The sequence below is a fragment of the Sphingomonas alba genome (assembly GCF_023516555.1).
In the GTDB taxonomy this organism is placed as follows: Bacteria; Pseudomonadota; Alphaproteobacteria; order Sphingomonadales; family Sphingomonadaceae; genus Sphingomicrobium; species Sphingomicrobium album.
On sequence record NZ_JAMGBD010000002.1, the window covers coordinates 187,018 to 213,256 of the forward strand.

At 63.9% G+C, this 26,239-nt stretch carries 27 protein-coding genes; 20 read left to right on the forward strand and 7 right to left on the reverse strand.

Annotation, left to right across the window (positions count from 1 at the left end; all coding sequences use genetic code 11):
• Window positions 1-77 precede the first annotated feature (77 nt).
• Window positions 78-1,514 (reverse strand): L,D-transpeptidase family protein, encoded by a 1,437-nt coding sequence (locus LZ536_RS10715; RefSeq protein ID WP_249848782.1) that lies wholly within the window; start codon window positions 1,512-1,514, stop codon window positions 78-80.
• 236 nt (window positions 1,515-1,750) lie between these two features.
• Here LZ536_RS10715 and LZ536_RS10720 point away from each other — a divergent pair, with 236 nt between their 5' ends.
• The gene (locus LZ536_RS10720; protein WP_283938543.1) at window positions 1,751-2,587 is read left to right on the forward strand and encodes an outer membrane protein; all 837 of its coding nucleotides are present in this window, start codon (window positions 1,751-1,753) and stop codon (window positions 2,585-2,587) included.
• A 144-nt stretch (window positions 2,588-2,731) separates the two neighbouring features.
• Here LZ536_RS10720 and LZ536_RS10730 read toward each other — a convergent pair whose 3' ends face one another.
• A complete protein-coding gene (locus LZ536_RS10730; RefSeq protein WP_249848783.1) occupies window positions 2,732-4,219 on the reverse strand; it encodes a replicative DNA helicase in 1,488 nt (495 codons plus the stop codon).
• A gap of 208 nt (window positions 4,220-4,427) precedes the next feature.
• Between LZ536_RS10730 and dcd the strand changes: the two genes are divergently transcribed.
• Window positions 4,428-4,982 carry a dCTP deaminase gene (dcd, locus tag LZ536_RS10735; protein WP_249848784.1) on the forward strand — a complete coding sequence of 185 codons (555 nt, stop codon included), beginning with the start codon at window positions 4,428-4,430 and terminating at the stop codon, window positions 4,980-4,982.
• Window positions 4,982-6,202, forward strand: a complete 1,221-nt coding sequence (kynU, locus tag LZ536_RS10740) for a kynureninase (RefSeq protein WP_249848785.1) — start codon at window positions 4,982-4,984, stop codon at window positions 6,200-6,202. The genes dcd and kynU overlap by 1 nt, the downstream gene beginning before the upstream one ends.
• On the opposite strand, the gene LZ536_RS10745 is transcribed toward kynU, so the two are convergent.
• The 5 genes from LZ536_RS10745 to LZ536_RS10765 all read right to left on the reverse strand — a co-directional run bounded on the left by LZ536_RS10745 (window position 6,199) and on the right by LZ536_RS10765 (window position 11,911).
• Window positions 6,199-6,813, reverse strand: coding sequence for an NADPH-dependent FMN reductase (locus tag LZ536_RS10745; RefSeq protein ID WP_283938544.1), 615 nt, complete (start codon window positions 6,811-6,813; stop codon window positions 6,199-6,201). The genes kynU and LZ536_RS10745 overlap by 4 nt on opposite strands.
• A gap of 35 nt (window positions 6,814-6,848) precedes the next feature.
• Window positions 6,849-7,178, reverse strand: coding sequence for a YdbL family probable chaperone protein (locus tag LZ536_RS10750; RefSeq protein ID WP_249848786.1), 330 nt, complete (start codon window positions 7,176-7,178; stop codon window positions 6,849-6,851).
• A 53-nt stretch (window positions 7,179-7,231) separates the two neighbouring features.
• Window positions 7,232-8,089: a cytochrome c gene (locus LZ536_RS10755; protein WP_249848787.1), complete on the reverse strand. Its 858-nt coding sequence runs from the start codon at window positions 8,087-8,089 to the stop codon at window positions 7,232-7,234.
• A 41-nt stretch (window positions 8,090-8,130) separates the two neighbouring features.
• Window positions 8,131-10,365 (reverse strand): ribonuclease R, encoded by a 2,235-nt coding sequence (gene rnr / locus LZ536_RS10760; RefSeq protein ID WP_249848788.1) that lies wholly within the window; start codon window positions 10,363-10,365, stop codon window positions 8,131-8,133.
• A gap of 136 nt (window positions 10,366-10,501) precedes the next feature.
• Window positions 10,502-11,911 carry a M28 family peptidase gene (locus tag LZ536_RS10765; RefSeq protein WP_249848789.1) on the reverse strand — a complete coding sequence of 470 codons (1,410 nt, stop codon included), beginning with the start codon at window positions 11,909-11,911 and terminating at the stop codon, window positions 10,502-10,504.
• Between the two features lie 95 nt (window positions 11,912-12,006).
• Here LZ536_RS10765 and LZ536_RS10770 point away from each other — a divergent pair, with 95 nt between their 5' ends.
• The 17 genes from LZ536_RS10770 to LZ536_RS10850 all read left to right on the forward strand — a co-directional run bounded on the left by LZ536_RS10770 (window position 12,007) and on the right by LZ536_RS10850 (window position 26,235).
• The gene (locus tag LZ536_RS10770; RefSeq protein ID WP_249848790.1) at window positions 12,007-12,804 is read left to right on the forward strand and encodes an FkbM family methyltransferase; all 798 of its coding nucleotides are present in this window, start codon (window positions 12,007-12,009) and stop codon (window positions 12,802-12,804) included.
• Window positions 12,805-12,902: 98 nt separating this feature from the next.
• On the forward strand, window positions 12,903-13,781 hold the full coding sequence (locus LZ536_RS10775) for a Cif family virulence factor (RefSeq protein ID WP_249848791.1): 879 nt from the start codon (window positions 12,903-12,905) through the stop codon (window positions 13,779-13,781).
• A 75-nt stretch (window positions 13,782-13,856) separates the two neighbouring features.
• Window positions 13,857-15,359 (forward strand): CoA-acylating methylmalonate-semialdehyde dehydrogenase, encoded by a 1,503-nt coding sequence (locus LZ536_RS10780; protein ID WP_249849213.1) that lies wholly within the window; start codon window positions 13,857-13,859, stop codon window positions 15,357-15,359.
• A 59-nt stretch (window positions 15,360-15,418) separates the two neighbouring features.
• Window positions 15,419-15,937, forward strand: a complete 519-nt coding sequence (locus LZ536_RS10785; RefSeq protein WP_249848792.1) for a hypothetical protein — start codon at window positions 15,419-15,421, stop codon at window positions 15,935-15,937.
• Between the two features lie 43 nt (window positions 15,938-15,980).
• A complete protein-coding gene (locus tag LZ536_RS10790) occupies window positions 15,981-17,126 on the forward strand; it encodes an acyl-CoA dehydrogenase family protein (RefSeq protein WP_249848793.1) in 1,146 nt (381 codons plus the stop codon).
• Between the two features lie 8 nt (window positions 17,127-17,134).
• A complete protein-coding gene (locus LZ536_RS10795; protein WP_249848794.1) occupies window positions 17,135-18,808 on the forward strand; it encodes a PHA/PHB synthase family protein in 1,674 nt (557 codons plus the stop codon).
• An 8-nt stretch (window positions 18,809-18,816) separates the two neighbouring features.
• Complete coding sequence (locus LZ536_RS10800) at window positions 18,817-19,884, forward strand: enoyl-CoA hydratase/isomerase family protein (protein ID WP_249848795.1); 1,068 nt, start codon at window positions 18,817-18,819, stop codon at window positions 19,882-19,884.
• A gap of 9 nt (window positions 19,885-19,893) precedes the next feature.
• Window positions 19,894-20,667 (forward strand): enoyl-CoA hydratase, encoded by a 774-nt coding sequence (locus LZ536_RS10805; RefSeq protein ID WP_249848796.1) that lies wholly within the window; start codon window positions 19,894-19,896, stop codon window positions 20,665-20,667.
• The gene (gene mmsB / locus LZ536_RS10810) at window positions 20,651-21,565 is read left to right on the forward strand and encodes a 3-hydroxyisobutyrate dehydrogenase (RefSeq protein ID WP_249849214.1); all 915 of its coding nucleotides are present in this window, start codon (window positions 20,651-20,653) and stop codon (window positions 21,563-21,565) included. Before LZ536_RS10805 ends, mmsB begins: the two co-directional genes overlap by 17 nt.
• Window positions 21,566-21,573: 8 nt before the next feature.
• Window positions 21,574-22,038 (forward strand): c-type cytochrome, encoded by a 465-nt coding sequence (locus LZ536_RS10815; protein ID WP_249848797.1) that lies wholly within the window; start codon window positions 21,574-21,576, stop codon window positions 22,036-22,038.
• Window positions 22,039-22,040: 2 nt separating this feature from the next.
• Window positions 22,041-22,694, forward strand: coding sequence for a cytochrome b/b6 domain-containing protein (locus LZ536_RS10820; protein WP_249848798.1), 654 nt, complete (start codon window positions 22,041-22,043; stop codon window positions 22,692-22,694).
• A gap of 31 nt (window positions 22,695-22,725) precedes the next feature.
• On the forward strand, window positions 22,726-23,301 hold the full coding sequence (locus LZ536_RS10825; RefSeq protein ID WP_249848799.1) for a NifU family protein: 576 nt from the start codon (window positions 22,726-22,728) through the stop codon (window positions 23,299-23,301).
• 67 nt (window positions 23,302-23,368) lie between these two features.
• Window positions 23,369-23,980 (forward strand): tRNA (adenosine(37)-N6)-threonylcarbamoyltransferase complex dimerization subunit type 1 TsaB, encoded by a 612-nt coding sequence (gene tsaB / locus LZ536_RS10830; protein ID WP_249848800.1) that lies wholly within the window; start codon window positions 23,369-23,371, stop codon window positions 23,978-23,980.
• Between the two features lie 2 nt (window positions 23,981-23,982).
• On the forward strand, window positions 23,983-24,456 hold the full coding sequence (rimI, locus tag LZ536_RS10835; RefSeq protein WP_249848801.1) for a ribosomal protein S18-alanine N-acetyltransferase: 474 nt from the start codon (window positions 23,983-23,985) through the stop codon (window positions 24,454-24,456).
• A gap of 123 nt (window positions 24,457-24,579) precedes the next feature.
• Complete coding sequence (locus LZ536_RS10840; protein ID WP_249848802.1) at window positions 24,580-24,996, forward strand: Ros/MucR family transcriptional regulator; 417 nt, start codon at window positions 24,580-24,582, stop codon at window positions 24,994-24,996.
• Between the two features lie 71 nt (window positions 24,997-25,067).
• Window positions 25,068-25,490 (forward strand): Fur family transcriptional regulator, encoded by a 423-nt coding sequence (locus LZ536_RS10845; protein ID WP_249848803.1) that lies wholly within the window; start codon window positions 25,068-25,070, stop codon window positions 25,488-25,490.
• Window positions 25,462-26,235 carry a lysophospholipid acyltransferase family protein gene (locus tag LZ536_RS10850; RefSeq protein ID WP_249848804.1) on the forward strand — a complete coding sequence of 258 codons (774 nt, stop codon included), beginning with the start codon at window positions 25,462-25,464 and terminating at the stop codon, window positions 26,233-26,235. Before LZ536_RS10845 ends, LZ536_RS10850 begins: the two co-directional genes overlap by 29 nt.
• Window positions 26,236-26,239 lie beyond the last annotated feature (4 nt).

The following is a 26,239-nucleotide window of genomic DNA, read 5'->3' on the forward strand; positions in this document are numbered from 1 at the left end:
GGCCGTCCGGGGGACAGCCGAGCACTAGTCTGAGCGCGTAGGCCGTCCGGGGGACAGCCGCACACTGGCCCCAATCCTTAGTGCGGCGAGCCCGCGGCCTTCGCGCTGCCTGTCTTCGGGGCGCCGCTGCTGCCTTCAAGGACCTCGGCGGAGCCCGCAGCCGCGGAAATGCCAATGGTAATGTCCATGCCGCCCGCCAGAACGCCAGGACGATCCCAGCCATAGCGGTCCTCGAAACTGGCCATTCCGTCAGTACTCGGAACCATCGTCAGGTAAGTCACGTAAACCGGTACGCCGCGAGGCAGCGAAATGTGCTGCTCGGGGCCGCTCCCGGCGGCCGCCACGTCATGGCCGAACAGCCAGTAGGCGAGCTTGCGATAATCCTCGACGCGGATGCAGCCGTTAGACTTGGCGCGGTTCGCCAGGCTGAAATATTCCTTCATCGGCGTGTCGTGCAGGTAAATGCCTTCCCGGTTGGGGAAGGGGAATTTCATCCTGCCCATCGAGTTGATGCTGTTCGGCTTCTGCCGCATCAGCACCTTGGTCGTGCCGGCCTGCACTGCCTTCCAGTCGATTGATGAAATCGGAACCGGCTGGCCGCTGGGCCCGAAATCCGTCAGCACTTCATAGCCGTTGCGATCCATGAAGGATTGCCCCTGAGCCTGGACGCGCGGCGCGAACTTGCGAACCAGATGTTCCGGAACGTGCCAATAGGGATTGGCGATCGCATAATTGATGCTGCTGACGACGATTGGAGTCGGCAGGCCGTAATGGTCCTTGTCGCCGACGACGACCTTCATTGAACCAGCTTCCTGCCAATTATCGTACATGTGCAGGCGCTGCTCGGCCGAATTGACGAGGATGAATTTGCCCGACGCCGGCAGGATGCGCGAGCGCTCCAGGTTCAGCCGCGTCTTGTCCGAGGGACGGCCACCGTTCGCGGCAGCCTCGGTGAGCGCGATCTCGCGAATCTTGGCGTAGATCGGGTTGACCGTCGACACCGACTGCAGATGCGAGGGCAGCGAGGGAGCAGCCGCTAGAAGGGCCATGATCCGGTCGGGATTGCCAGGCTTCAACGAGAGATAGGGGTCGCCCCAAATTACGTTGGTATCGGGCCGCTGCAGAGCCTGCACATAGTCGACCCAGGCGGCGGTCAGCGCCAGTTCGGCCACCTTGTGCGCCATCTCGTCGCCGGCACGGGCGGCCATGACCCTTGCGCCGACCGTGGCGGCAACCTGCGCGCCATTGGCCATGCCGTCGACCGACGCATTGTTGAGGATGCTCAGTAGTTGCGCGATCGCTTCATCGCCACCACCCTGCTTGAACCAGATCGGCGCATAATTGCGGCGCTCATAGAAATAACGGACGGCAACGCCGTTGGGGGAATCGGGCAGCGCAACCTGCGGCGGCGCAACCGGAGCCGGCGGCGGCAAGTCCTTCTTTTTTGCATCGGCCGGAGTGGCAGCAACCATCGTCGCCGCCAGTGCCATCAGAAGTGAACTCCGCCCCAACATGTAATTCCCCTTGCCCAATGTGGTTTCCGCTGAACGCCAATTGTGGCGCAACTATCCAATCGCATCAATGTTTTGGCGGCCCTGCCGGGCGCACCCGTTAACCATTCCAGCGCAGCTCAATGCCCTCTGTGACCTGAATGTCACAGTAACGAGGTGAAAACCCTTAGGGTGGAAACCATCACCTGCCCGGGCGGTTGGGGCGGCATCTCTCCAATCACTCAATCAAGGAAATAGAGATGCGTAAATATCTGCTCGCGGCTGCGTCCGCGGCGGCACTGGCTGCGACGCCGGCCATGGCTCGCGACCATGCGCCGTATGTCGGCGTCGAGGCTGGCGCCGTCATCGATGCCGATGCCGATTTCGACATCGACTACGACAGCGTCGATTTCGACAACGCCTTCGACGTCGACTTCAAGATGGGCTTCGACGGCGACATCGTCGCCGGTTACGATTTCGGCATGTTCCGGCTCGAAGGCGAGCTCGGCTACAAGAAGTTCAAGGCCGACAAGGTCGATCTCGACAACGACTTTGCCGACGCGCTCGGCATCGTCGACGACGATTTCAGCGTCGGCGGCTCGGGCAAGGTCTGGTCGCTGATGGGGAACGCTTTGCTCGACCTCGGCGGCAACGGCGGCGTCGGCGGCTACATCGGCGCCGGCTTCGGCCGCGCCAACGTCAAGCTGTTCGGCGACAGCGACAGCGCCTGGGCGTGGCAGCTGCTCGCCGGCGTTTACATGCCGGTCAGCGACAATGTCGATATCGGCCTGAAGTACCGCTACTTCCGCACCGGCAAGCTCGACTTCAGCGATGAGTTCGACAACGGAGACGGCATCGTCGAGCTTGGCGCCAACGGCAAGCTGCACTCGCACTCGCTGCTCGCAAGCGTGATGTTCAACTTCGGTGCCGCTGCGGCAGCCCCGCCGCCGCCACCCCCGCCGCCTCCTCCGCCCCCGCCGCCTCCGCCGCCCCCGGCGACGCAGACCTGCCCGGACGGTTCGGTGATCCTGGCGACGGACGCCTGTCCGCCCCCACCGCCACCGCCTCCTCCGCCGCCGATGCCCGAACGCGGTTAAGCGGAAAGGCTGCGGCCAAAATGGAACGGCCCGGGAGCGATCCCGGGCCGTTTCCTTTTCAAGTGAGGACGCCGGACGGGAAAACCGCCAGCATCCTCACCTGCCCCCCCACGCGCACCGCCCCAGAGCAGCGCGCTCCCGAAATCAGCCGCGCATTTCCGGTAGGTAAGCGTCGTCCACCAGGTCGCTGAACTTGGTGATGCGGCTGTCGAACTTGACCTTGACCTTGCCCGTCGCACCATGGCGCTGCTTGGCGACGATGATCTCCGCCTTGCCATAAGCGCGGGTCATCTCTTCCTGCCATTTCGGGAAGTCGGGATGATCGTCGGCCGGTTGCTTGGCGGCGAGGTAATAGTCCTCGCGATAAACGAAGAGGACAATGTCGGCGTCCTGCTCGATCGAGCCCGATTCACGAAGGTCGGACAGCTGCGGGCGCTTGTCTTCGCGCTGCTCGACTGCGCGGCTGAGCTGCGAGAGTGCCAGCACCGGGACGTGCAATTCTTTGGCGAGCTGCTTCAAGCCGCGGCTGATCTCCGAGATTTCCTGGACGCGGTTGTCGTTAGATCCCCTGCCCGACCCCTGCAGCAGCTGGAGATAATCGACGACGATCATGCCGATGCCCTTCTGCCGCTTGAGGCGGCGGGCGCGGGCGCGCAGCGCGGCGATGGTCAGCGCGGGCGTATCGTCGATGTAGAGCGGCAGGCTGTTCAGTTCGCTGGCAGCGCGGGCAAAGCGCGTGAATTCGTTGCGGCCGATCTTGCCTGAACGAATCTGCTCGCCGGGGATTTCCGACACTTCCGCCAGCACGCGGGTGGCCAGCTGGTCGGCCGACATTTCCAGGCTGAAGAAGGCGACGCCGGCACCGGCCGAACGCTCAGGCTCGATGCCGTCGGCGACCTCGTTGAGGAAGCGGGTGGCGGCGGCAAAGGCGATGTTGGTGGCGAGCGAGGTCTTCCCCATGCCCGGACGGCCGGCGAGGATGACGAGGTCGGACCGGTGCAGGCCGCCCATGCGGCCGTTGAGCTCGGTCAGGCCGGTGGTGATACCGCTGAGGCCGCCGCCGCTGTTGAGCGCTGCCTCGGCGACGCGAAGCGCCTCCTTCGAAGCATCGCTGAACGACTTGACCTTTCCTTCGCCGCCGCCCTGCTCAGCGACCTTGTAGAGCTCGCTTTCGGCCCGCTCGATCTGGGTCAGCGGCGCCACTTCCTCGGACGTGTCGAGCGCACCTTCAACCATCTCGCGGCCGACGCCGACCAAGGCGCGCAGCAACGCCAAATCGTAAATCTGGGTCGCAAAATCGCGGGCGCCGATGACCGCCGCGCCGGAGCCCGTGAGTTGGGCGAGATAGGACGGCCCGCCGACCTCCTTCATGCCCTCGTCGCTCTCGAACATCGGCTTCAGCGTGACAGGATTGGCGACCATGTTGCGGTCGGTCATGCGCAGGATCGCCTCGTAGATCCGCCCGTGCAGCGGCTCGAAGAAATGTTCGGAGCGCAGCCTGATCTGGACGTCCTCGACCAGCCGGTTGTCGATCATCAAGGCGCCAAGCAGCGCCGCCTCCGCCTCGATATTCTGGGGGAGCGAGGGCGTTGCGGGAGGTTCGCTCCCACTGATTCGAACAACTTCAGCCATGGGTCTTTCCGTGAAGGATTGATGCTTAGCTGAAAACGAGAACAAAAGCAGCCCGTGGGATGATAGCTGTGGATAGACTGTGCACTAAAATCTCCGTCATTCCCGCGAAAGCGGGAATCCCGCTTGGGCAAACCGTCCACAGAAAAAGAAGCGGGACCCCCGCATCCGCGGGGGTGACGAAATCGGGCGATGAAGCTAGCCAATCGCCATGAGCATCCTATCCGACCGCTGGATTCGCGAGCAGGCCCAGTCCCACAACATGATCGAGCCGTTCGTCGAGGCGCAAAGGCGCGAGGGCTGCATCAGCTACGGACTGTCGTCCTACGGCTATGACGCGCGCGTCGCCGACGAGTTCAAGATTTTCACCAACGTCGATTCCGCCGTCGTCGACCCCAAGGATTTCGCGTCGAATAGCTTCGTCGATCGCAAGACCGACGTCTGCATCATCCCACCCAACAGCTTCGCGCTGGCGCGGACGGTCGAATATTTCCGCATCCCGCGCGACGTGCTGGTGATCTGCCTTGGCAAATCGACCTATGCCCGCTGCGGAATCATCGTCAACGTCACGCCGCTGGAACCCGGCTGGGAAGGGCATGTTACCCTGGAATTCTCGAACACGACGCCGCTGCCCGCCAAGATTTATGCCAATGAAGGCGCCTGCCAGTTCCTGTTCCTCCAGGGCAACGAGCCCTGCGAAACGAGCTACGCCGACCGCGCCGGCAAATATATGGGGCAGAAGGGCGTCACCCTTCCCAAGCTGTGATGCTGGACGAAGCGAGGGCGCTCGACGCCGCTGACCCGCTGGCGCTCGCGCGCCAAAGGTTCCGGCTTCCCGATGGCGTCATCTATCTCGACGGCAACAGCCTTGGCGCCTTGCCGGTGATGACGCCGGGCGCGCTGTCGCGGACGGCGGAGCGCGAATGGGGCAATGATCTCATCACGAGCTGGAACAAGCACGGCTGGATCGACGCGCCAGCACGGATCGCGGCGAAGCTCGCGCCGCTTGTCGGGGCAAAACCGAACGAACTTCTGGTCGCGGACTCGACGAGCGTCTGCCTGTTCAAGCTGCTTGCAGCCGCCCTCGCGGCCAGGCCCGGCCGCGCCACCATCCTGACCGAGCGACGAAACTTCCCGACCGATTTGTATGTCGCCCAGGGTCTCGCCGACCTCTTGCCGGGTACTCAAATCAACACGGTCGACCGCGCCGATTTGGGCACGGCGATCGTTGACGACACCGCCGTCCTCTACCTCACGCACACCGATTATTGCAGCGGCGAGCGGCACGACATGCGGGCGCTCAACGAGGTGGCACACGAAAACGGCGCATTGACCATCTGGGACCTGTCGCACAGCGCCGGAGCGTTCGCGGTCGAGCTCAATGGCTCAGGCTGCGACCTCGCTGTCGGATGCGGCTACAAATATCTGAACGGCGGCCCCGGAGCGCCGGCCTTCCTGTTCGTCGCCGAACACCTGCAGGACGACTTACGCTCCCCGATCACCGGCTGGATGGGCCATGCCGAACCCTTCGCCTTTGCGGGTGACTATCGCCCGGCGCCGGGGATCTCTCGCTTCCTGACCGGGACGCCGTCCATTCTGGCCCTTGCGGCGCTGGAAGCCGGCGTCGGCACCTTCGACGGCATCCTCATGAGCGACATCGAGGCCAAATCGGCTGCAATGACACAATTGTTCATCGATGAGATCGAGGCGCGCTGTCCGGAAGTGACGCTCGTCTCACCCCGCGATCCGGCGCAGCGCGGCAGCCAGGTCAGCTTTTCACATCCCGACGGCTACGCCGTCATGCAGGCGCTCATCGCCCGCGGAGTCATCGGCGATTTCCGGGCGCCGAACATCATCCGCTTCGGCTTCGCCCCGCTCTACAATCGCTTCGAGGATGCGTGGCAGGCTGCCGACGCACTCGCCGAAATTCTTTCCACCCGCGAATGGGACCAGCCGCGCTTTCACGCACGGCAGAAAGTCACTTAAGCAGGCTCCTTCGCCTGCTCCTTGGCCGCGTCGTGGAGGAGCAGTTCGCGGGCCCTCAGGATCGCGTTCACCCAGTCATGGAAGGCATGCGCCAGCTTGGTCACAAGCTCCTTCAGCGGACCCTCCTTCAAGCAGCCGTCGGCATCGAAGCTGTCGTCAGTGACATGGCCGAGATAGGCCTCCGGCTGCTGCATCACGGGCATGTTTAGGAACACGCAGGCCTGGCGCAGCTGGTGGTTGGCGCCGAAGCCGCCGATCGACCCCGGCGAGGCGCTGACGATCGCCGCCGGCTTCTGGTCGAACACGCTTTTGCCATAGGGCCGCGAGCCGATGTCGATCGCGTTCTTGAGCACCCCCGGCACGCCGCGATTATATTCCGGGGTGCAGAACAGGATGCCGTCCGCCGCGCCGACCTGCTCACGGAAGCGCTTCCAGGACGCCGGCGGATTATCGGTGTCTATGTCCTGATTGTAGAGGTCGAGTTCGCCGATCTCGACCATCGAACAATCGAGATTGTCGCCCCGGAGCGCACAGATCGACCGCGCGATCTTCCGATTGAGGCTGTCCTTGCGAAGGCTGCCGACGATGATCGCAATCTTGTAAGTGGCCATTGAGCGCTCCCTATCCGACAGAGGCCCAATACTCCTCAGTGCGGAAGGTTGCGACCCGTTGCCGCGAATACGCCGAGCATCACGGCTGCGGCGAGGGCGGCGAGAAGCACGAGGATGATGGTGCGCTGGATGGCGTGGCGGCGGCTCAGTTCGATGTCGTAGGCAACGACATCGAGCCAATATTCTCCGGGCTTGGCTTCAAGGATGATATTCTTGGCCCGCATCTTTTCGAACTGCCGTTGTTCGATGCCGTTCTCGGCGGCGAACGGCACAGCACGGTCGGCACGGACAGCATCGGCGGCGAAGAAGTGATGCTGGATCTCGCGGCGGGCTCGAGCGATCAGAGCGGCGGCGGCAGTGGCCATGAAGCGTTACTCCCCCAAAGTGCCTAGAATTAAAGCGGATTCTTGGCCGGGTATCAATTGGACCGCTGGGCCCGTCCAACGAGATAGGCATGCAGTTCGGCGATTTCCTCGTCGGTCATGTGGCTGAAATTCGCGCGCGCGACCTCGTCCATCAGGGTCAGCTTCTTGCCGCTCGCCGGAATGCCGGTCCGCAGCAATTTGGTGAAGGCCGCCAGGTCATAGGCGCCGACGATGTCGAGGTCCGGCGACTTGAGGCCCGGCTTTACCTCGGCGCCATCGAGCGCCGGGCCGTGGCATTCGGAGCAGACGGTCGCTGCGAGGTGGCGGCCCTTGGCATAGTTCGGGCCAAGGTCCGCCGGCCATTGCTGGACATAGTCCGCCATCAGTTGGGGCTGCGTCCTGAACTTGCCGGTTGCGACGCCGAGGCGGCCCATCGCACCGATCGTCCGTGCAGGTGTGGGCGCGCCACCAGACGGAAGTTTGCGCACCGCGGCAATCAGCGCCGCGACCTCGCCATCGGTCAGGCGAGAGAATTGCGCGGACGGCATGATGGCGAGCGCGCGGCCATCGACTCCTATGCCTTGGCGGATAGCCGCCGCGAGCTGCTGGTCCGTCGCCTTTCCAGCGATTTCGGAGACGTTTGGCGCATAGAGCTTGGCGAGGTGCGGATCGTCGATGAACAAAGACCCGCGCATCCCATCGCCATGGCAGGAGATGCAGCCGAACACATGCAGCCGGCGCGATGCGTCGGCCACCATTTCCGGAGTGGCGCCAGACAGGTTTTCGTGTTTGGCCGCGAACGGCCCGTTCAGCATCCGGTTAGACGCGATCCAGATGTAAGCCGCCAGGACAGCGGCAATGACGATCACTCCCCCGGCCAGATAGCCGGCCCAACGCAATGCACTTCGCATGCAAGCCCCCCGGTTGCGCTTGCTGCGGCGATTAGCCGATTTCAGCGGCGACGGGAATCGTGACGAATGTTGCCGGGGCGGCCGCGTCGGCCCTGGGGCCGCTTGGCGGCGGTGCGCACGCGATCGCGCCGGGGGGCGCTTGGCCCGCCATAACTCCCCTCGGGCAACTGGAACCTCAAACCGCCGGAAACCGGATTGGCCTCGGCCAGGCGCAGCTCCAGCCGCTGTCCGACGCGGTAAGCCTCGCCGGTCTCGTCGCCGACCAGGGTCCGCGCTTTCTCGTCATAGCGGAAATATTCGGTGCCGAGGTCGGCGGCGAGGACCAGCCCGTCGCCGCCAAGCTCATCGACTGTCGCGAAGAAACCGAAGGGCTGTACGCCGGTGATCCGGCAACGGACGATTTGCCCAACCTGGTCGGCAAGGAAGGCGGCGACGTAGCGGTCGACGGTCTCTCGCTCTGCCTCCATGGCGCGCCGCTCCAACGTCGAGATCAGTTCGCCGGTGACCTCCATGGAATCCGCTTCCTGGTCGGTGAGGCCGCCCTCGCCCAGCTTGTACCAGCGGGTGAGCGCGCGGTGGACGACGAGGTCGGCATAGCGGCGGATCGGCGAGGTGAAGTGGGCATAGGTCGCCAGCGCCAGCCCGAAATGGCCGAGCCGTTCCGGCGAATAGCGCGCCTGCATCTGGGTGCGCAGCAATTGCTCCATAATTTCGGTCCGCCCTTCGCGGTCGCCGAACCGCTCGAGGATGGCGTTGAAGATCGATGGCTTGATGACCTGGCCGAGCGCGAACTCGAGGTCGAAGGTGGCGAGATAGTCCTTGAGTGCGACCAGCTTTTCCCGGCCCGGCGTTTCGTGGACGCGGTACATGACCGGCGCCTTCTTAGCTTCCAGCGCGCGAGCCGCCGCGACATTGGCCGCGATCATATAATCCTCGACCAAACGGTGCGCATCGAGCCGTTCTCGGGCTGCGACAGACAGGATCCGGCCCTTTTCGTCGAGCATGACCCGCCGTTCGGGAAGGTCGAGCTCCAGCGGCTCGCGCTTGGCCCGCGCCGCGAACAACGCCTTCCAGCAGTCCCAGAGCGGTTTGAGTGCATTTTCAACCACTTGCGGATCGACCAGACCGGCCTCGCCGTTGATCGCCGCCTGTGCATCCTCGTAAGCAATGTTTGCTGCTACGCAAATTTTGGCACGCGTAAATTTCCAGCTTTTCAGCTGCCCGTCCTTGCCGACATGGAGGTGGCAGGCCATCGCCGCCCGCTCCTGCCCTTCCTTCAGCGAGCAGATGTCCGCCGACAGCTCCTCCGGCAACATCGGCACGACGCGGTCGGGGAAATAGACGCTGTTGCCCCGCGCCCGGGCCTCGCGGTCGAGTTCGCTGCCGGGGCGGACGTAGAAGCTGACGTCGGCGATGGCGACGATGGCGTCCCAGCCGTCCTTGTCGTCGCGCGCCTTGGCCCAGATGGCATCGTCATGATCGCGGGCGTCAGCCGGGTCGATGGCGACGATGGGCAAGTGGGTCAGGTCTTCGCGGTCCTCGCCGAGCGGCTGCTTCGCTTGCCTTTTGGCCTCCTCAATCGCCTCGTCCTTGAAGCGGTCGCGGATACCGTGCTTGTGAATGGCGATGAGCGAAAAGCTGCGCGGCGCGGACGGGTCGCCCAGCACCGCGTCGACCCGCGCCGAGACGCGCGGCGGCCGGCCAGACGGTTCGCACAGCACGAGGTCGCCGGGCTGCGCGTCGCCGAGGTCCGAAATCGGCAGCTCGCGCCGCTCCTTCTTGTCGACCGGCGACAACCAGAAGCGATCGCCTTCTTTCCGCACCACGCCAAGCACCAGCTCGGCGGCGCGGGCGAGCTTTTTCATCGGGTGGGCGACATGCCCCTGCCCGCGCTCCTCGGTCCGCGCCAGGATGCGGTCGTTGAGCGCCAGCGCCGAGCGCTTGCCGCGCTCGATCACGCGCAGCTTCGGGGGCGGCGTGTCGGCATGCCATTGCTCCGGCACCGCCCAGACATTGCCGCCGTCGTCGACCGACGCGACGCGCAGCACGGTAACGCGCGGCACGCCGCCGGCCTGATGGAAAGCGCGGCCGGGCGATGAGTCGATCAGCCCCTCGTCGGCCATGTCCTTGAGCAGGACCTTGAGGCCAATCTTGTCATTGCCCTTGAGCCCAAATGCCCGCGCAATCTCCCGCTTTCCCGCCGGCTGGCCGGAGGAAGCGATGAAATCGAGGACCTGCTTGCGGGTCGGAAGGCCAGGCTTGGGCTTGCGGGGCATGACTAGCCCCTAAACGTCATCGTTCGCGAAGCGAAGCAATCCAGAAAGAAAAGGTTTCACGCGAAGCCGCGAAGGACGCGAAGAGGATTGCAGCAAACGGCCTCCTTCGCGTCCTTCGCGGCTTCGCGTGAGATCACTACTTCTCGTCCGCCGGCTTCACATAGGGCTTGAAGGCGCCGCCGGGCACGGCCGAGGCGACCGGGCTCTCCCAGCCATCCTTGCTGACCGAGGAGACGCCGAACACCCAATCGTCGACGCGGATCCCTTTCAGGATCGCATCGCAATCACCAATTACGCGCTCCTTTGGTGTCCCGGCGTTGACGGCATGAAGATCGCAATTGTCGGGCAAGGCGGGCCGCTTTTCGTTCCACTGGTTTGCGTCCGTGCGTCGCCAATGAATCACGTAAGAATAGGCACCCTCCATGGGCGGCACCCACTTCACCGTCGTATCCGTGCTCACCGCACCCTCCACCACCGGCTCCGGCGGCGGCGGGGCGGAGGCGATCGCAGCGAGCGCCGCGACGTTCAGCTGCGCCACCTTCTCAAGATAGCGGAAGTCCATATGGTCGATGGTGTCGCCATAGACCTTGCCGTTCTCGGTCCTCAGGTCCTGGTGCTGCCAGTCGTAATTCTCGATCGCCACCGAGAAGCGCACCGCCGGAAAGCCGTTGTTCAAGAATTCCGTATGGTCGCCGCCGCGGCCGAAGCGATCGTTGCGCCAGACCTGCATGACGTCGAGGCCGATGTTTAGCCGGTCGGCAAGGCTGTCGAGGAAGCGCGAGACGTTGCGTCCCGGCGCGTCATTCTCGCCGCCAAGGCTGCGCAGCTGCGCGGCAAGGTCCTCATGCCCCTGCCAGCGCGGGCCTTCGGAAAAAACACGGACATGCTTGTCGTCGCACAGGCCGTCCGACCCGCAGGAATTGCCGATGATGTCGTTGTTGAGGTTGGCGATGACGTTCCAGCCCTGCGCCTTGGCATAGTCGGCGAGGATCTTGCCGCCGAGCAACCCTTGCTCTTCACCCGACAAGGTCGCGTAGACGATTGTACCGGAGAATTTATGCTTCGACAGCACCCGCGCCGCTTCGAGGACCGCTGCCGTCCCCGACCCATCGTCGTTGGCGCCCGGCTCCTCCGCATTCACGTTCATGATGTCGGTGACACGGCTGTCGATGTGGCCGGTGATGATGACGACGTCGTTCGGCCGCTCGGTACCGCGCTGGATGCCGACCGCGTTGCAGACCCTGGTCGGCGCCGGCGTCCGCGGCGGCTTTGTCACCATGTCGCAGGTCTGCAGCGCCTCGATGCCATCCGCCTTGAACTGGCTTTCGGCCCAGCGCACCGCGGCACCGATGCCGCGCTTGGGGTCGGTCTGGGACGACAAGGTGTGCCGCGTGCCGAAGCTGACGAGCTTCGTGACGGTCTGCTTCATTTTCTCGCCGCTCACCGGCGCGACAATGGCGCGCAGCTTGGCGTCATTGTCGGCATTCTGGGCCAAGGCGGGCGAAACGGCGGCAAGGGCGGCGAACGCCGGGATCAGTTTCCTCATGGCGGCGATGGATGAACCGAGGTCCGGCAGCTTGGCAAGGGCTTTGCCGGTCCCTTCACCTAAGTTACGCTCGCGCCAGTTTGGGGGAGCGTGTCATGACCTTGCCGCGGATCGCACGCGTCGAATGCGACGGCTTCGACTTCAGCGTCTTTGCGACCGGCGATTTCATTTCGCAGGTCATCATCAAGGACGGGACTTGGGAGCCGCGCGTACGCGCCGCCGCACAGATGCTCCTCAGGGGCTTCGATGCAGCCACGGTCCTGGATGTCGGCGCCAATATCGGCCTGTTTTCGGTGCCGACCGCCAGCATGATCGGTGCCACCGGCGGCAGGCTCTACGCCTTCGAGGCGCAGCGGGTTGTCTTCCAACAGCTATGCGCAAACATCTTCGCCAACCGGCTCGACTGCGTCTGGGCCTTCAACCAGGCGGTCGGCGCCGAGCCGGGTGAGGTTGAAATCCCGACCTTTGACTATGCCAAGGCAAGCAATGTCGGCGCATTCTCTCTCGTCGAAGGCCTGCAGGAGTTGCGCGGACTCGACGATTGCGCCGACCGCAGCCGGATGGAGACAATCGAGTTGATCTCCCTCGATAACCTCGAGGTCGAAGGCCGCGTCCGCCTTGTGAAGATCGATGTCGAGGGCATGGAAATCGACGTCGTTCGCGGCGGTCATGACTTCCTGCGGCGACACAGTTTCCCGCCGATCATTTTCGAAGTCTGGGAAGACGAGGCCTTTGCCGATGGCCGGAAAGCGCTGTTCGAAGAAATCACCTCGCTCGGCTACGCGATCACCCGGCTCGGTCGCGACAGCTTCATCGCCCAGCATCCCGATTATGAGGCGCAGATCGACGTCCGCATAGATGGCATTAAGGTCCACTTCGCGCGCACCAAATAAAGCGGTCGGTCGAATGTGGGTGCACTTTGGTCGAGGGCCGGGCGCGCGATCCTTGGTCACGCACTAGGCGACGGCAATAAGATAAGGGGGAATTTCTGATGTTGCGCGCCCTGTTTCTGGCATTGCTGGCCATCGCTGCTCCTGCCTCGGCCAAGTCGCCAAAGGTAGCGCTCGACGAGCTTCTCGCGGCCGACCGCGCCTTTTCGGCGGCGTCCGCCAAGGCCGAGCCGATTGCCGGCATCACGGCAATGCTGGATGAAGAGGCGGCCATGCCGCTCGCCGGCAAAGGCATCCTTATCGGCAAGGCCGCCGTTACCGACGCTTTCAAGGCCAGCCCCGCCTTCAAGGACGGCCATGTTACCTGGGCGCCAGTGCGCGGCGGCATTTCCGCAGACGGCACGCAGGGATTTACCTATGGCTTCCTAACCGCCGGCTCGGGCGACGAGGCCAAGCGCAACCGCAAATATCTCAGCTATTGGGTGAAGCGCCCGGCCGGTTGGCGCGTCGTCGCCTATCGCCAGCAGCCGCGCGAGGCGGGCGATGTCTCGACCGCGATGTTCGAGCCCGCCCTTCCCGGCTTTGAAGCCAAGGCCAAGACCGATGCGGCGACGATCGCCGTCCTCAACAAGAGCCTGGCCGATGCTGAAAAGGCTTTCTCGGACCGCGCCCAGGTCGTCGGGCTCAAGACCGCCTTTCGCGAGAATGGCCGGCAGGACGCGATGAACATGTATTCGGGCGCCGGCTTCTCCTACGGGCTCGATGCCGTCGTCGCCAATTTCAAGGACGAGGGCCCGGCCAAGATCCACTGGAGCACCGAGCGCAGCTTCGTGGCCTCCAGCGGCGACCTAGGCGTCTCGATTGGCACCATCGTCCCGAACGAGCCGGGTGCCGACGGCAAGCCGCAGCCCGGCTTTCCCTTTTTCACCGTCTGGAAGCGCGACACGCCGAACGGGCCCTGGCGCTACATCGCCGAGTAGTTCGCTGGCATTCGCATTCGCGCGGGTCTAGGGGGGCCGCGACCCTTTGACTCACGAGGACGCTCACCCATCATGTTGCGTGAAATCGACCATTATATCGACGGCTCGACCTACACCTCCGGCGACCGCTCCAGCGACGTTTTCGATCCCAACCAGGGCTCGGTCCAGGCCAAGGTCCGCCTCGGCACCGCCGCCGACCTGCAGAAAGCGATCGACGCCGCCAATGCCGCGCTTCCCGGCTGGGCCGCGACGAATCCGCAGCGCCGTGCCCGCGTCATGTTCAAGTTCAAGGAACTGGTCGAGGCCAACATGCAGAGCCTCGCCGAGCTGCTCGCCTCCGAGCACGGCAAGGTCGTCGCCGACGCCAAGGGCGACGTGCAGCGCGGCCTCGAGGTCATCGAATTCGCCTGTTCCATCCCGCAGGCCCTGAAGGGCGAATATACTGTCGGCGCCGGCCCCGGCATCGACGTCTATTCGATGCGCCAGCCGCTCGGCATCGGCGCGGGCATCACGCCGTTCAACTTCCCCGCCATGATTCCGATGTGGATGTTCGGCATGGCAATCGCCTGCGGCAACGCCTTCATCCTGAAGCCCAGCGAGCGCGACCCGTCGGTGCCGGTGCGCCTCGCCGAACTGATGAAGGAAGCCGGCCTGCCCGACGGCATTTTGAACGTCGTCCATGGCGACAAGGAAATGGTCGACGCGATCCTCGACCATGAAGACATCAAGGCGGTGAGCTTCGTCGGCTCATCCGACATCGCCCAGTATATCTACTCGCGCGGCACCGCGAACGGGAAGCGCGTCCAGGCTTTCGGCGGCGCCAAGAACCACGGCATCGTCCTGCCCGACGCCGACCTCGACCAGGTCGTCAACGATTTGACCGGGGCCGCCTTCGGCTCAGCCGGCGAACGCTGCATGGCACTTCCGGTGGTTGTGCCGGTCGGCGACGACACTGCGGACGCCCTGCGCGCCAAGCTGCTTCCGGCTATCGACGCCCTGCGCGTCGGCATCTCAACCGACGCCGAAGCGCATTACGGGCCGGTGGTCAGCGCAGCGCACCGCGCACGGATCGAGCAGTACATCCAGATGGGTGTCGACGAAGGCGCCGAACTGGTCGTCGACGGCCGCGGGTTCAAGCTGCAGGGCCATGAGGAAGGCTTCTTTATCGGCCCGACCCTGTTCGACCATGTGAAGCCGACGATGAAGTCCTACCAGGACGAGATTTTCGGTCCGGTACTGCAGATCGTCCGCGCCAAGGATTTCGAGGAAGCCGTCCGGCTCCCTTCGCAGCACGAATACGGCAACGGCGTCGCCATCTTTACCCGCAACGGCCACGCCGCCCGCGAATTCACCGCCCGCGTCAATGTCGGCATGGTCGGCATCAACGTACCGATCCCGGTACCGGTCAGCTACCACAGCTTCGGCGGCTGGAAGCGGTCCGGGTTCGGCGACATCGGCCAGTACGGCATGGAAGGCATGCGCTTCTGGACGAAGAACAAGGTCGTCACCCAGCGGTGGCCGGATGGCTCGGCCGCGGGGGATCACAGGGAAGCGTTCATCATTCCCACTATGGGATAGGCGCGGCTCCGCGAGAGCGGGTTCGGAAACAAGTTCGGCCTCAGGGTCGTTCTAGCCGCATGAAAGCCGTTCTCGCAGCCATTCCACTGGCATTCGTTCTCAGCGTCGCAGCCTGTGGCGGCAACAAGCCCGTCGACGAGAAAGCGGAAAATGCCGACGGCCTCGACCAGGCCGTTGCGGAGGCGAACGCGACTGCCAACGCCGTTCATAATGATGTCGTCGATAATCCGCCTGCACCTGTGACCAATGAGAAGGCGCCCGAAGTCGCCACCCCGGTCCCGGGCGATGTTATTCCTGCACAATACCAGGGCCGGTGGGGCATGGTTCCGGCCGACTGCACATCCACGCGCGGCGACAACAAGGGCCTGATCACCATCGGGGACACCAGCATCCGCTTCTACGAATCGACAGCGACGCTGAAAGAGCGGAGGCCTGCCGTCGCGATCAGCTTCGCCGGCTTGTTCGACTTCACCGGCGAAGGCCAGCGTTGGACGAAGGTCATGACCTTCACCCGGACTGGGGATGCGCTGAAGCGCGCAGACCCGGAGGGCAGCTTCACCTACAAACGCTGCGCCTGACCCCACTGGCAATTCCCGCCGCGCCGGTGCTAGGGCGGCGCCCATGTCGCACCAATTCGACCTGACCGACGACCAGCTCCAGATCCAGGACATGGCGCGGAAATTCACCGCTGATGCCATCACGCCCTTCGCGGCCGAATGGGACGAGAAGCACGTCTTCCCCAAGGACACGATCCGCATGGCGGCCGAGCTCGGCTTCGGCGCCATTTACGTGTCCGAGGAATCCGGCGGCATCGGGCTCGGCCGGCTGGAAGCGGCGTTGATCATGGAGGCCATGGCCCATGGCTGTCCGTCGACCAGCGCCTTCATTTCGATCCACAACATGGCGAGCTGGATGATCGATCGCTTCGGGTCGGACGAGGTGAAGGCGAAATACCTCCCCTCCATGATCAGCATGGAAAAAATCGCCAGTTACTGCCTGACTGAACCGTCGTCGGGCTCGGACGCCGCGGCGCTCAAGACCAGGGCGGTCAAGGATGGCGACGATTATGTTGTCTCCGGCTCCAAGGCCTTCATCTCCGGCGGCGGCGAGAATGAGGTCTATGTGACGATGGTCCGCACCGGCGAGGACGGCCCCAAGGGCATCACCTGCCTGGTCATCGACAAGGACATGCCTGGCGTCAGCTTCGGCGCGCAGGAAAAGAAGCTCGGCTGGCATTCGCAGCCGACCGCCCAGGTCAATTTCGACGAGGTCCGGGTGCCTGTCGCGAACCGCGTCGGCGCCGAGGGCGAAGGCTTCCGCATCGCCATGATGGGCCTAGACGGCGGCCGCCTCAACATCGGCGCCTGTTCGCTCGGCGGCGCCCAACGCTGCCTCGACGAGGCGGTGAAATACACCAAGGAGCGCAAGCAGTTCGGAACGGCCATCGCCGACTTCCAGAACACGCAATTCATGCTCGCCGACATGGAGACGGAACTGCAGGCCGCGCGCCAGCTGCTCTACGCCGCGGCGGTCAAAGTCACCGCAAATGCCCCGGACAAGACCAAGTTCGCGGCCATGGCCAAGCGCTTCGCCACCGACACCGGCAGCTCGGTCGTCGACCGCGCGCTGCAGCTGCATGGCGGCTACGGCTATCTGATGGATTATCCGATCGAGCGCTTCTGGCGTGACCTGCGCGTCCACTCGATCCTTGAGGGAACCAATCAGGTGATGCGCATGATCGTCGGCCGGGAGCTCACCCGCCAGTGATCGCAGACATGACGCGCCGCCTGAGCGAAGCCGCCGAGAAGATGATGAGGGGCGATATCAAGGCGAGCCTGCCTTTCGATCCGTTCGCCATCGCGCAGGCGTCCACAGACTTCGCGCTCGGACTGGCCGCGCGGCCAGCTGATCTTCTCGAAGTGCAGATCACCGCCGCCCAGCAATGGGGCGACTTCTGGACCAAAGCGTTGTCCGGCCAGCCAACGGAGGCCCCGCGCGACCGCCGCTTTGCTTCGCCGCAGTGGCAGGACGATCCCTACTTCCGATCGATCCGCGATTCCTATCTGCTTGCATCGGAGCAACTCCGCGACCTGGTGTCGCTCGGCACGAACGGCACGGACAGCGGCAATGCGACCGTGCGTTTCCTGCTCGACCAGTATCTGAATGCGGTCGCGCCGACCAACTTCGCGCACACCAACCCTGAAGTGCTGAAGCGCACCAAGGAGACCAACGGCGCCAACCTCGTCCAGGGCTTCGCCCACCTGATGGAAGATATGGCGAGCGGGAAGGGAATTGTTCAGCGCCGCACCGATCCCGACGCGTTCGAAAAGGGCAAGACGATCGCCGCGACGCCCGGCCAGGTCGTCTTTCAGAACGATCTCTTCCAGCTGGTCCAGTACGCGCCGACCACCGACAAGGTGGCCGTGGAGCCTTTGCTCTACGTCTCGCCGCTGGTGAACCGTTTCTACATGATCGACCTCGTCCCCCGGCAGAGCCTGGTGAAATGGCTGGTCGAGCAGGGCCGCACCGTCTTTGTCGTGTCGTGGGTCAATCCGACAGAGAAGCATAAGGACAAGGGCGTCGGCGACTACGTGCTCGAAGGCGTGGTCGAAGCGATCGGCCAGGTCCGCCAGCGCACGGGCCAGTCGCCGGACCTCTTCTCTTTCTGTCTAGGCGGCACCCTCGTCGCGATTGCCCTCGGCTATCTCGCGGCGAACAAGCGCGCGGCAGAGGTCAATTCAGCGACGCTGATCGGCAGTCTCGTCGACTTCGCCGACATGCGCGACTGGTCGGCGTTCGTCCATGAAGGCCATCTTGCCGCGCTCGAGGATCACCTCGAAGCGCAGGGCTATATCGACAGCCTGGAGCTGCAGCGCCTGTTCGCAGCGATGCGCGCCAACGATCTCATCTGGTCCTCGGTCGTGAACCACTATCTGCTCGACAAGCCAGCGCCGCCAAGCGACCTGCTCTACTGGTTCGAGGATGGTGCCCGCATCCCGGCCGCATTCCTCAAGAGTTACAACCGCGACCTGCTGCTCGAAAACAAGCTGAAGGACCCGGCCGGCTTCGAGGTTGGCGGGACGCCCATCGACCTTGCCGCCATCCCGACACCGATGCTGGTGATCGCGCTGAAGGACGACCATGTTTCCGCCTGGCAAGCAGTGTATTCGGGAGCCCGCTCTCTCGGCGCTGATTTCATACTCGGCGGTTCGGGCCACAATGCAGGGGTCATCAATCCGCCCGCCGCCAACAAGCACGGCTTCTGGACTAACAAGGCCAGGCCCGCGAGCGCCGACGAATGGCTGGAAACCGCCAGGCGCCACGAAGGCAGCTGGTGGCCGACCTGGACCGAATGGCTGAGCGGCAAGGGTTCGAAGAAGACGGTGCCTGCCCGAAAGATCGAGGACGGCATGGAACCGGCCCCCGGCTCTTACGCGAAAATGCCCTGATGGACGCGATGACGACGCAACAAGACGTACTAACGATCAAGGAAGGCCTCGCCGGCCGCCTGCGGCTCAATCGGCCAAAGGCTCTGCACAGCCTTAACCGGCAAATGGTCCGGGACATGGCGACGGCATTGCTCGAATGGCGCAACGACCCTGACGTCCGGATCATACTGATCGACCACACAGAAGGCCGCGGCTTCTGCGCCGGCGGCGACGTCGTCACCATCGCCAACAGCGTCGACGGCGCCGAAGAGGCGGCGCGCGCCTTCTTCTTCGACGAATATCGCCTCAACCACCTTGAATATACCTATCCGAAGCCCGGCGTCGCTTTCATGGACGGCATCACCATGGGCGGGGGCGTCGGCATCGCCTGCCCCTGCCGCTTCCGCGTGGCCACAGAGCGCACCCTGCTCGCCATGCCGGAAACGACGATCGGCATCTTCCCGGATGTCGGCGGCGGCCGCTACCTTTCGCGCCTGCGCGGGCGACTGGCCCAGTTCCTGGCGCTGACGGGAGCGCGGCTCGACGGCGCGGAGTGTTTCCGCCTTCGTTTGGCGACGCATTATTTGCCGTCCGACCGCGTCGAGGAAGCGAAAGAGCGGATCATCGCCCAGCCCTTCCGGGTCGAAGCGATCCTCGACGAGTTGAGCGAAGAGAATGTCCCCGAGGCCCGCATCATGGGCAACCTCAACAAGATCGACCGCTATTTCACCAGCGACCGGCTCGAGGAAATCCTCGAAGCGCTCGATGCCGGCGCGACCGAGGGCGACGAATGGGCGCGGGCGGAAGCGGAGACCATCCGCAAGAAGTCGCCAATGGCCTGCAAGGTGACGCTCAAGCTGTTGGTCGAAAGCCCCTACCAGCTCCACTTCGTCGACGAGATGCGGATGGAATATGGAATCATGGTCCGGCTGATCCATCACCCGGACTTCCGCGAGGGCGTCCGCGCGTTGCTGATCGACAAGGACAATGCGCCCAACTGGCACCCGACCAACCCTGCCGTCATCGGCGATGCCGAGGTTCAGGCCTTCTTCGAGCCGCTGCCCATCGAGGAGCAGTGGCGTCCGTTCGATTTCTAGAGGTACGACATGAGCTACGAAACCATTCTGGTCGAAAAGAAGGGCGCGGTGACGCTGGTCACCTTGAACCGCCCGCAGGCACTGAACGCGCTCAACACGACCGTCCTCAAGGAATTGATCGAGGTTTTCGCGGCCTATGACGCGGACGACAGCCAGCACTGCCTGGTCCTGACCGGCTCGGAAAAGGCCTTCGCCGCCGGCGCCGACATCAAGGAAATGCAGTCCCAAGGCTTCGCCGATATGTATTCGGCCAACTTCTTCGCCGGATGGGAGCATGTTACCGCGACCCGCAAGCCGTGGATCGCCGCCGTCTCCGGCTTTGCGCTCGGCGGCGGCTGCGAAGTGGCGATGATGGCCGACTTCATCATCGCCGGGGACAATGCCAAGTTCGGCCAGCCCGAGATCAAGCTCGGCGTCACGCCGGGTATGGGCGGATCGCAGCGCCTCGCGCTTGCCGTCGGCAAGGCCAAGGCTATGGAAATGTGCCTGACCGGCCGCATGATGGGCGCCGAGGAAGCCGAACGCGGCGGCCTCGTCGCCAAAGTCGTGCCCGCCGCCGACCTCGTCGAAGAAGCGCTGAAGACCGCCGAGGCGATCGCGGGCATGGCCCCGCTCGCTGCCATCGCCACCAAGGAAATGGTCAACGCCGCGTTCGAAATGCCGCTCAATCAAGGCATCCGCTTCGAGCGCCGCCTGTTCCACGGCCTGTTCGGCACCGAAGACCAGAAGGAAGGCATGGCCGCCTTCGTCGAGAAGCGCCCGGGCAATTGGAAGGGTAAATAGGATGGCACGCGTCGCATTCATCGGGTTGGGCAACATGGGCGGCGGCATGGCCGCGAACCTCGCCAAGGCGGGGCATGAGGTCCACGCCTTCGACCTTAGCGAGGCCGCTTTGGCTCACGCCGAGGAGCGCGGCTCGCAGCGCGCCGCTTCCGCCGCCGAAGCCTGCAAGGGCGCCGACGCCGTCGTCACCATGCTTCCCGCCGGCCAGCATGTCGCCGCGGTCTATCGGGACAGCGTCTTCGGCCATGCACAGGCGTCCGCCATCCTCATGGACTGCTCGACAATTGACTTCGCCACCGCCCGCTCGGTCGAGGAAGAGGCCGCGGCCCAGGGCTACACCATGGTCGACGCACCCGTTTCCGGCGGCATCGCTGCTGCCGAGGGCGGCACCCTCACCTTCATGGTCGGTGGCTCCGACGAAGGCTTCGATAAGGCCCGAGAATATCTCGACAAGATGGGCAAGGCCGTCATCCATGCCGGCGATGCGGGCGCTGGTCAGGCAGCGAAGATCGTCAACAACATGCTCTTGGGCGCGACCATGGCCGCGACCTGCGAGGCCTTTGCGCTCGCCAAGAAGCTCGGCCTCGACCAGCAGACCTTTTTCGACATTTCGTCGAAAGCCTCTGGCCAGAGCTGGTCGATGACAAGCTATTGCCCGGTCCCGGGTGTCGGGCCGGAAACTCCAGCAGACCGCAATTACGAAGGCGGCTTCATGGCGCAGCTGATGCTGAAGGATTTGAAACTGGCGATGGAGGCCGCGCAGGCCGCGGGCGCCTACACGCCGATGGGAGCCGAAGCGGAAGAGCTTTACCAGCGCTTCGTAAACTTGGGCGGTGGGCCCAAGGATTTTTCAGCTCTTATTAAGATGATCGACGACAGTTGGCAGAAGCCGGAATAGGAGTTCGCATGAAGTTCGTGGTTGCAGTTTCCTCCATCGCCCTGATCGCTTCGGTCGCCGTCGCCAAGCCGCTGTCCCAGGACGCGGCGCTCAAGATCATGCATGAGCGCCACGAGGGCATGGAGACGATCGGCAAGGCCAATCGGGATCTTCGCCGGGAATTGACCAGCGACACGCCGAACATGGCGACCGTCAAAACCGCCGCGAGCCAAGTTGCCAACCTTGCGGGCAAGTCGTCTCACTGGTTCCCGGCCGGTACGGGTCCCGAACTAGGCAAGACCGGCGCCAAGCCGGAAATCTGGCAGCAGCCGGCCGATTTCAACGCTAAACTCAAGGATTTCCAAGGCGCTGCAAAGGCGCTTCAGGTGGCGGCTGCGAAGGGTGATGCCGGCGCGTCCAAGGCCGCCTATGCGAGCCTCGGCAAGACCTGCAACGCTTGCCACGAGACCTATCGCATGGACATGCACCACTAAGCATGAAGCAGGCGATCTGGGACCTGCCGATCCGGCTGTTTCACTGGCTGCTGGTCGCGCTGGTCGCGTTCAGCTGGTGGTCGGCGGAAAATGGCGAAACCGACCTCCACATCTGGTCGGGCATCGCCATCCTGTCGCTGCTGATCTTCCGGCTTTTATGGGGCTTCTTTGGCAGCTCGACCTCTCGCTTCTCGAATTTCGTGCGCGGCCCGAAGACGGTCGTCGGTTACCTGCACAATAAGGACAGCTGGCGTGCCGCCGGACACACGCCGCTCGCGGCCCTCAGCATCCTGACCCTGCTCGCCCTCATCGCGGCGCAGGTCGGCCTTGGGCTGATTTCCGTCGACGAAGACGGCTTTTACGAGGGGCCGCTGGCCCATCTCGTCAGCACGGATGTTTCAGAGGCTGCGCGCGAACTGCATGAGCAATTGTTCAACCTACTGCTCGCCTTCATCGTCCTGCACGTTGCGGCGATCATCTACTACCGCATCCGGGGCAAGAAGCTGACCAAGGCGATGATCACCGGCAAAGGAGAGCTCGGCCCGGGTGTAGAGCCGATGCGGCGCGCGAAGTGGTGGGCAGCACTGATTTGCCTCGCCGTCGCCATCGGCATCACGCGCTGGGTCGTCGCCGGCGCTCCCCCGTTCGGGGGTTGATGTCTCGACCGGCTGACGCCACATCGCGCCCATGCTGATCGAAACCGAACTGACGCCCAACCCGGCGACCCGCAAGTTCCTGCCCGGCCACACCGTGATGGAAACCGGCAGCCGCGACTTCCCGAATGCCGAAAGCGCGGAAGCTTCTCCGCTTGCCGAAGCCCTGTTCGCGACCAACCTGGTCGACGGCGTGTTCTTCGGTCGCGATTTCGTGTCCGTCAGTGCAGCATCGGGCGTCCAGTGGGACGCGCTGGAACCCGAAGTCCTCGGCATACTCCTCGACCATTTCGTCAGTGAGGCACCGCTCTTCAAACCAGGCACCGCGGCCGGCATCGCCGTCGACAATGAGGCGCCTGCCTTCGAGGAAGACCCGGCCGACGCCGACATCATCGAGCAGATCCGCGACCTGATTGATACCCGCGTCCGCCCGGCCGTTGCACAGGACGGCGGCGACATCGTCTATCGCGGTTACAGGGACGGCACGCTCTACCTAGCCATGCAGGGAGCCTGCTCCGGCTGCCCGTCCTCGGCGATCACGCTCAAGCGCGGGATCGAGAGCCTGATCAAGCATTACGTGCCCGAGGTCGAAACCATCGAAGCCATTTAGGCTTGCCCCGGCGGGCCGCTTGTGCCCAAATCCCTAACTTGTTGATTTGAGTAGGAGCACGCGACCCGTGATCCTTGCGTTCGACACGTCGACGCCCGCCTGCACCGTCGCCTTGTTTGCGGCGGACGGGAGCCTCTTCGCCTCACGCGACGAAGTTATCGGCCGCGGCCATGCAGAACGCCTCGTTCCACTGATCGCCGAAATGCTCGACGGCCATTTGCCATCACAGGTCCTCGTTGGTGTCGGCCCCGGCAGCTTTACCGGCCTGCGCATCGCCATCGCCGCCGCGCAGGGCTTGGCGATCGGTTGGGACGTGCCCCTCCATGGCATGTCCTCTTTGGCTTTGCTGGCAGCGACCGCACCCGGAGATGGGCCGGTCGCGGCTGCCCTTGCCGGCGGTCACGGCGAACTCTTCGTCCAGCAATTCCGCCGCGACCACTTCAGGTCCACCAGCGATATGTTGAACCTGCCTGCTTCCGACGCAGCGAGTCTTATCGAAGCACCTTTGGTTGTCGGGACCGGTGCCGAAGCGCTGGTTGCCGCACGCGGGCAAGGAGAGGCGGCGCCGATCCTGCCGTCCGCCTCCAACGCCTTGAAGCTCCCGTCCAAGCTGCGCTCCCTCGAGCCCAAGCCGCTATATGCCCGGGCGCCGGATGCCCGGCCCCGGGAAGCGGCATGAACATGGCGGCGGAGGCGATGCCCTTGCAGTTGGTCACAGGGGAATCGAAGGACCTGGACGAAGTGATGGACGTCATGGCGTCGGCCTTCGATCCGCATTTCGGCGAGGCATGGACCCGGTCCCAATGTGCCGGGATCCTGCCGCTTTCGGGTGTGCAACTCGTCCTCGCTCGTAACGAACACGAAGTATGCGGCTTTTCGTTACTACGCACGGTCGCGGATGAAGCCGAACTTTTGCTGCTGGCAGTCTCGCAAGATTCGCAACGCCAGGGCATCGGCGGCGCACTACTCAACCATTTCATTGATCACGGGCGGCAAGCCAACCTCGCTCGCCTTCACCTCGAAGTCCGTGACGGCAACCCTGCGGTCGCAATGTATCAAGCCTTCGGCTTTGAGGAGGAAGGCCGCCGTCGCAAATACTACACTGGCCGCGACGGCAGCCAGCATGATGCTCTGACAATGGCGCTCAAGATTTGATTGATCGAAATCAAGACGAATAGTGTCTGACTATTGCCGCGTAAAAAAAGGCGGCGTACTGACCCCGCGACTGTGGAGGTGGGAAGGGCCGCCACAGCATTTTCCAGCTCGGGGAAAATCCACATGTCAGATGAATCTCAAGACGATATTCTTATCACCATGACCACCGAAATTGTCGCTGCTCACGTCAGCAACAATAGCGTGGCGGTTAATGACCTGCCTACACTTATACAGAACGTTCACGGAGCACTGTCCGGCCTTTCCGGCCGCAGCGCCCCGGAAGCGCGACCGGAGCCCAAGGTGCCGATCCGTTCGTCGATCAAGCCGGACTATATTGTCTGCCTTGAAGACGGGAAGAAGCTGAAAATGCTGAAGCGTCACCTGATGACGCATTACCAGCTTACGCCCGACCAATATCGCCAGAAATGGGGTCTGGCAGCCGACTATCCGATGGTCGCTCCCAATTATGCGGAGCAACGCCGGACGCTGGCCAAGTCGATCGGCCTTGGCACCAAGCGCCGCAAGACCAAGGGCCGCTAAATTATTGCGGGGCATTTCGGCCGCTTCAAGCCGGATTGCCCCGCACGCGCCCGCGTCCTAACTAACAAGCCATGACGCGTAAGATCGACATCGAGGCGCTGTGCGCCGACAAGGGCCTCCGCATTACCGAGCAGCGCAAGACTATCGCGCGCGTACTCGGCGACAGCGAAGACCATCCCGACGTCGAAACCCTGCACGCCCGCGCCGCTGCGGTCGACCCGAACATCTCGATCGCTACCGTTTACCGGACGGTGCGCCTGTTCGAGGAAGCGGGGATCTTGGAACGCCATGAGTTCGGCGACGGCCGCTCGCGCTACGAAGCGGCTTCGGAAGCGCATCACGACCATTTGATCGACGTCGAGACCGGCAACGTAATCGAGTTCGTCGATGACGAATTGGAGATGCTGCAAAAGCGCATCGCCGAAAAGCTCGGCTTCCGCCTCGTTGACCATCGCATGGAGCTCTATGGCGTCGCTCTCAATCGCGGCCGCTGAACTGCCGAGCTCACGTCTCCGCGCCTATCGCCGTCTCGCGGGTTTGCTCCTTTTCTTCGCGCTCTGCGTTCCGCCGCATCTCGTTGCCAAGGCCTTCGGTCGGTCGCGCTGGCCGCGGCGTTTCCTGAAGCTGGTCGCCTGGGGAGCAGGTATTGATTTCCGGATTGACGGCCCGCTGGCGTCCCGCGGGACGCTCTTGCTCGCCAACCACGTCAGCTGGCTTGATATCCCGATCCTCGCCGCCGCGACCGGCTGCGCCTTCGTCTCCAAAGCGGAGGTCCAGGATCATTGGTTCCTCAAGTGGATCGCCGACCAGAACGAAACCATCTACATCGACCGCAGCGTCCTGCGCTCGATCCACGGTCAACTTGATGCTTTGTCGAACGGATTGAAGCGCCCCAAGCCGCTGGCGCTTTTCCCAGAAGGCACCGTAAGTGACGGCGGCCGTCTCCTGCCGTTCAAGCCGAGTCTCCTCTCCGCCGTGGCGCCTCCGCCCGAAGGGGTCATCATCCGCCCGGTTGCAATCGACTACGGGAGGATCGCGTCGATCATCGGTTGGGGCACGGGCGAGCCCGGCCTGCAAAACTTCTTCCGAGTGTTGGGGCTGAAGGGCCGGCACACGGTCACGCTTCACATGCTGCCCGCATTGCCGCCCGACCCGGACCGCAAACTCCTCGCCCGCCATGCCCACGACGCCATCGCCGCCGCGCTCGCGCCTTCCGGTATTGCCCCGGCTCGCGTATAGGCCG

Excerpts from the sequence above, each read along its gene's own strand:
- LZ536_RS10730 (WP_249848783.1), bottom strand. The coding sequence starts at position 4,219 with ATGGCTGAAGTTGTTCGAATCAGTGGGAGCGAACCTCCCGCAACGCCC.
- rnr (WP_249848788.1), bottom strand. The coding sequence starts at position 10,365 with ATGCCCCGCAAGCCCAAGCCTGGCCTTCCGACCCGCAAGCAGGTCCTC.
- kynU (WP_249848785.1), top strand. The coding sequence starts at position 4,982 with ATGCTGGACGAAGCGAGGGCGCTCGACGCCGCTGACCCGCTGGCGCTC.
- LZ536_RS10720 (WP_283938543.1), top strand. The coding sequence starts at position 1,751 with ATGCGTAAATATCTGCTCGCGGCTGCGTCCGCGGCGGCACTGGCTGCG.
- LZ536_RS10815 (WP_249848797.1), top strand. The coding sequence starts at position 21,574 with ATGAAGTTCGTGGTTGCAGTTTCCTCCATCGCCCTGATCGCTTCGGTC.
- LZ536_RS10755 (WP_249848787.1), bottom strand. The coding sequence starts at position 8,089 with ATGCGAAGTGCATTGCGTTGGGCCGGCTATCTGGCCGGGGGAGTGATC.
- LZ536_RS10745 (WP_283938544.1), bottom strand. The coding sequence starts at position 6,813 with ATGGCCACTTACAAGATTGCGATCATCGTCGGCAGCCTTCGCAAGGAC.
- LZ536_RS10750 (WP_249848786.1), bottom strand. The coding sequence starts at position 7,178 with ATGGCCACTGCCGCCGCCGCTCTGATCGCTCGAGCCCGCCGCGAGATC.
- LZ536_RS10840 (WP_249848802.1), top strand. The coding sequence starts at position 24,580 with ATGTCAGATGAATCTCAAGACGATATTCTTATCACCATGACCACCGAA.
- rimI (WP_249848801.1), top strand. The coding sequence starts at position 23,983 with ATGGCGGCGGAGGCGATGCCCTTGCAGTTGGTCACAGGGGAATCGAAG.
- LZ536_RS10715 (WP_249848782.1), bottom strand. The coding sequence starts at position 1,514 with ATGTTGGGGCGGAGTTCACTTCTGATGGCACTGGCGGCGACGATGGTT.
- LZ536_RS10800 (WP_249848795.1), top strand. The coding sequence starts at position 18,817 with ATGACGACGCAACAAGACGTACTAACGATCAAGGAAGGCCTCGCCGGC.
- LZ536_RS10790 (WP_249848793.1), top strand. The coding sequence starts at position 15,981 with ATGTCGCACCAATTCGACCTGACCGACGACCAGCTCCAGATCCAGGAC.
- LZ536_RS10775 (WP_249848791.1), top strand. The coding sequence starts at position 12,903 with ATGTTGCGCGCCCTGTTTCTGGCATTGCTGGCCATCGCTGCTCCTGCC.
- dcd (WP_249848784.1), top strand. The coding sequence starts at position 4,428 with ATGAGCATCCTATCCGACCGCTGGATTCGCGAGCAGGCCCAGTCCCAC.
- LZ536_RS10805 (WP_249848796.1), top strand. The coding sequence starts at position 19,894 with ATGAGCTACGAAACCATTCTGGTCGAAAAGAAGGGCGCGGTGACGCTG.
- LZ536_RS10770 (WP_249848790.1), top strand. The coding sequence starts at position 12,007 with ATGACCTTGCCGCGGATCGCACGCGTCGAATGCGACGGCTTCGACTTC.
- LZ536_RS10850 (WP_249848804.1), top strand. The coding sequence starts at position 25,462 with ATGGCGTCGCTCTCAATCGCGGCCGCTGAACTGCCGAGCTCACGTCTC.
- LZ536_RS10820 (WP_249848798.1), top strand. The coding sequence starts at position 22,041 with ATGAAGCAGGCGATCTGGGACCTGCCGATCCGGCTGTTTCACTGGCTG.
- LZ536_RS10795 (WP_249848794.1), top strand. The coding sequence starts at position 17,135 with ATGACGCGCCGCCTGAGCGAAGCCGCCGAGAAGATGATGAGGGGCGAT.
- LZ536_RS10785 (WP_249848792.1), top strand. The coding sequence starts at position 15,419 with ATGAAAGCCGTTCTCGCAGCCATTCCACTGGCATTCGTTCTCAGCGTC.
- LZ536_RS10765 (WP_249848789.1), bottom strand. The coding sequence starts at position 11,911 with ATGAGGAAACTGATCCCGGCGTTCGCCGCCCTTGCCGCCGTTTCGCCC.
- LZ536_RS10845 (WP_249848803.1), top strand. The coding sequence starts at position 25,068 with ATGACGCGTAAGATCGACATCGAGGCGCTGTGCGCCGACAAGGGCCTC.
- LZ536_RS10825 (WP_249848799.1), top strand. The coding sequence starts at position 22,726 with ATGCTGATCGAAACCGAACTGACGCCCAACCCGGCGACCCGCAAGTTC.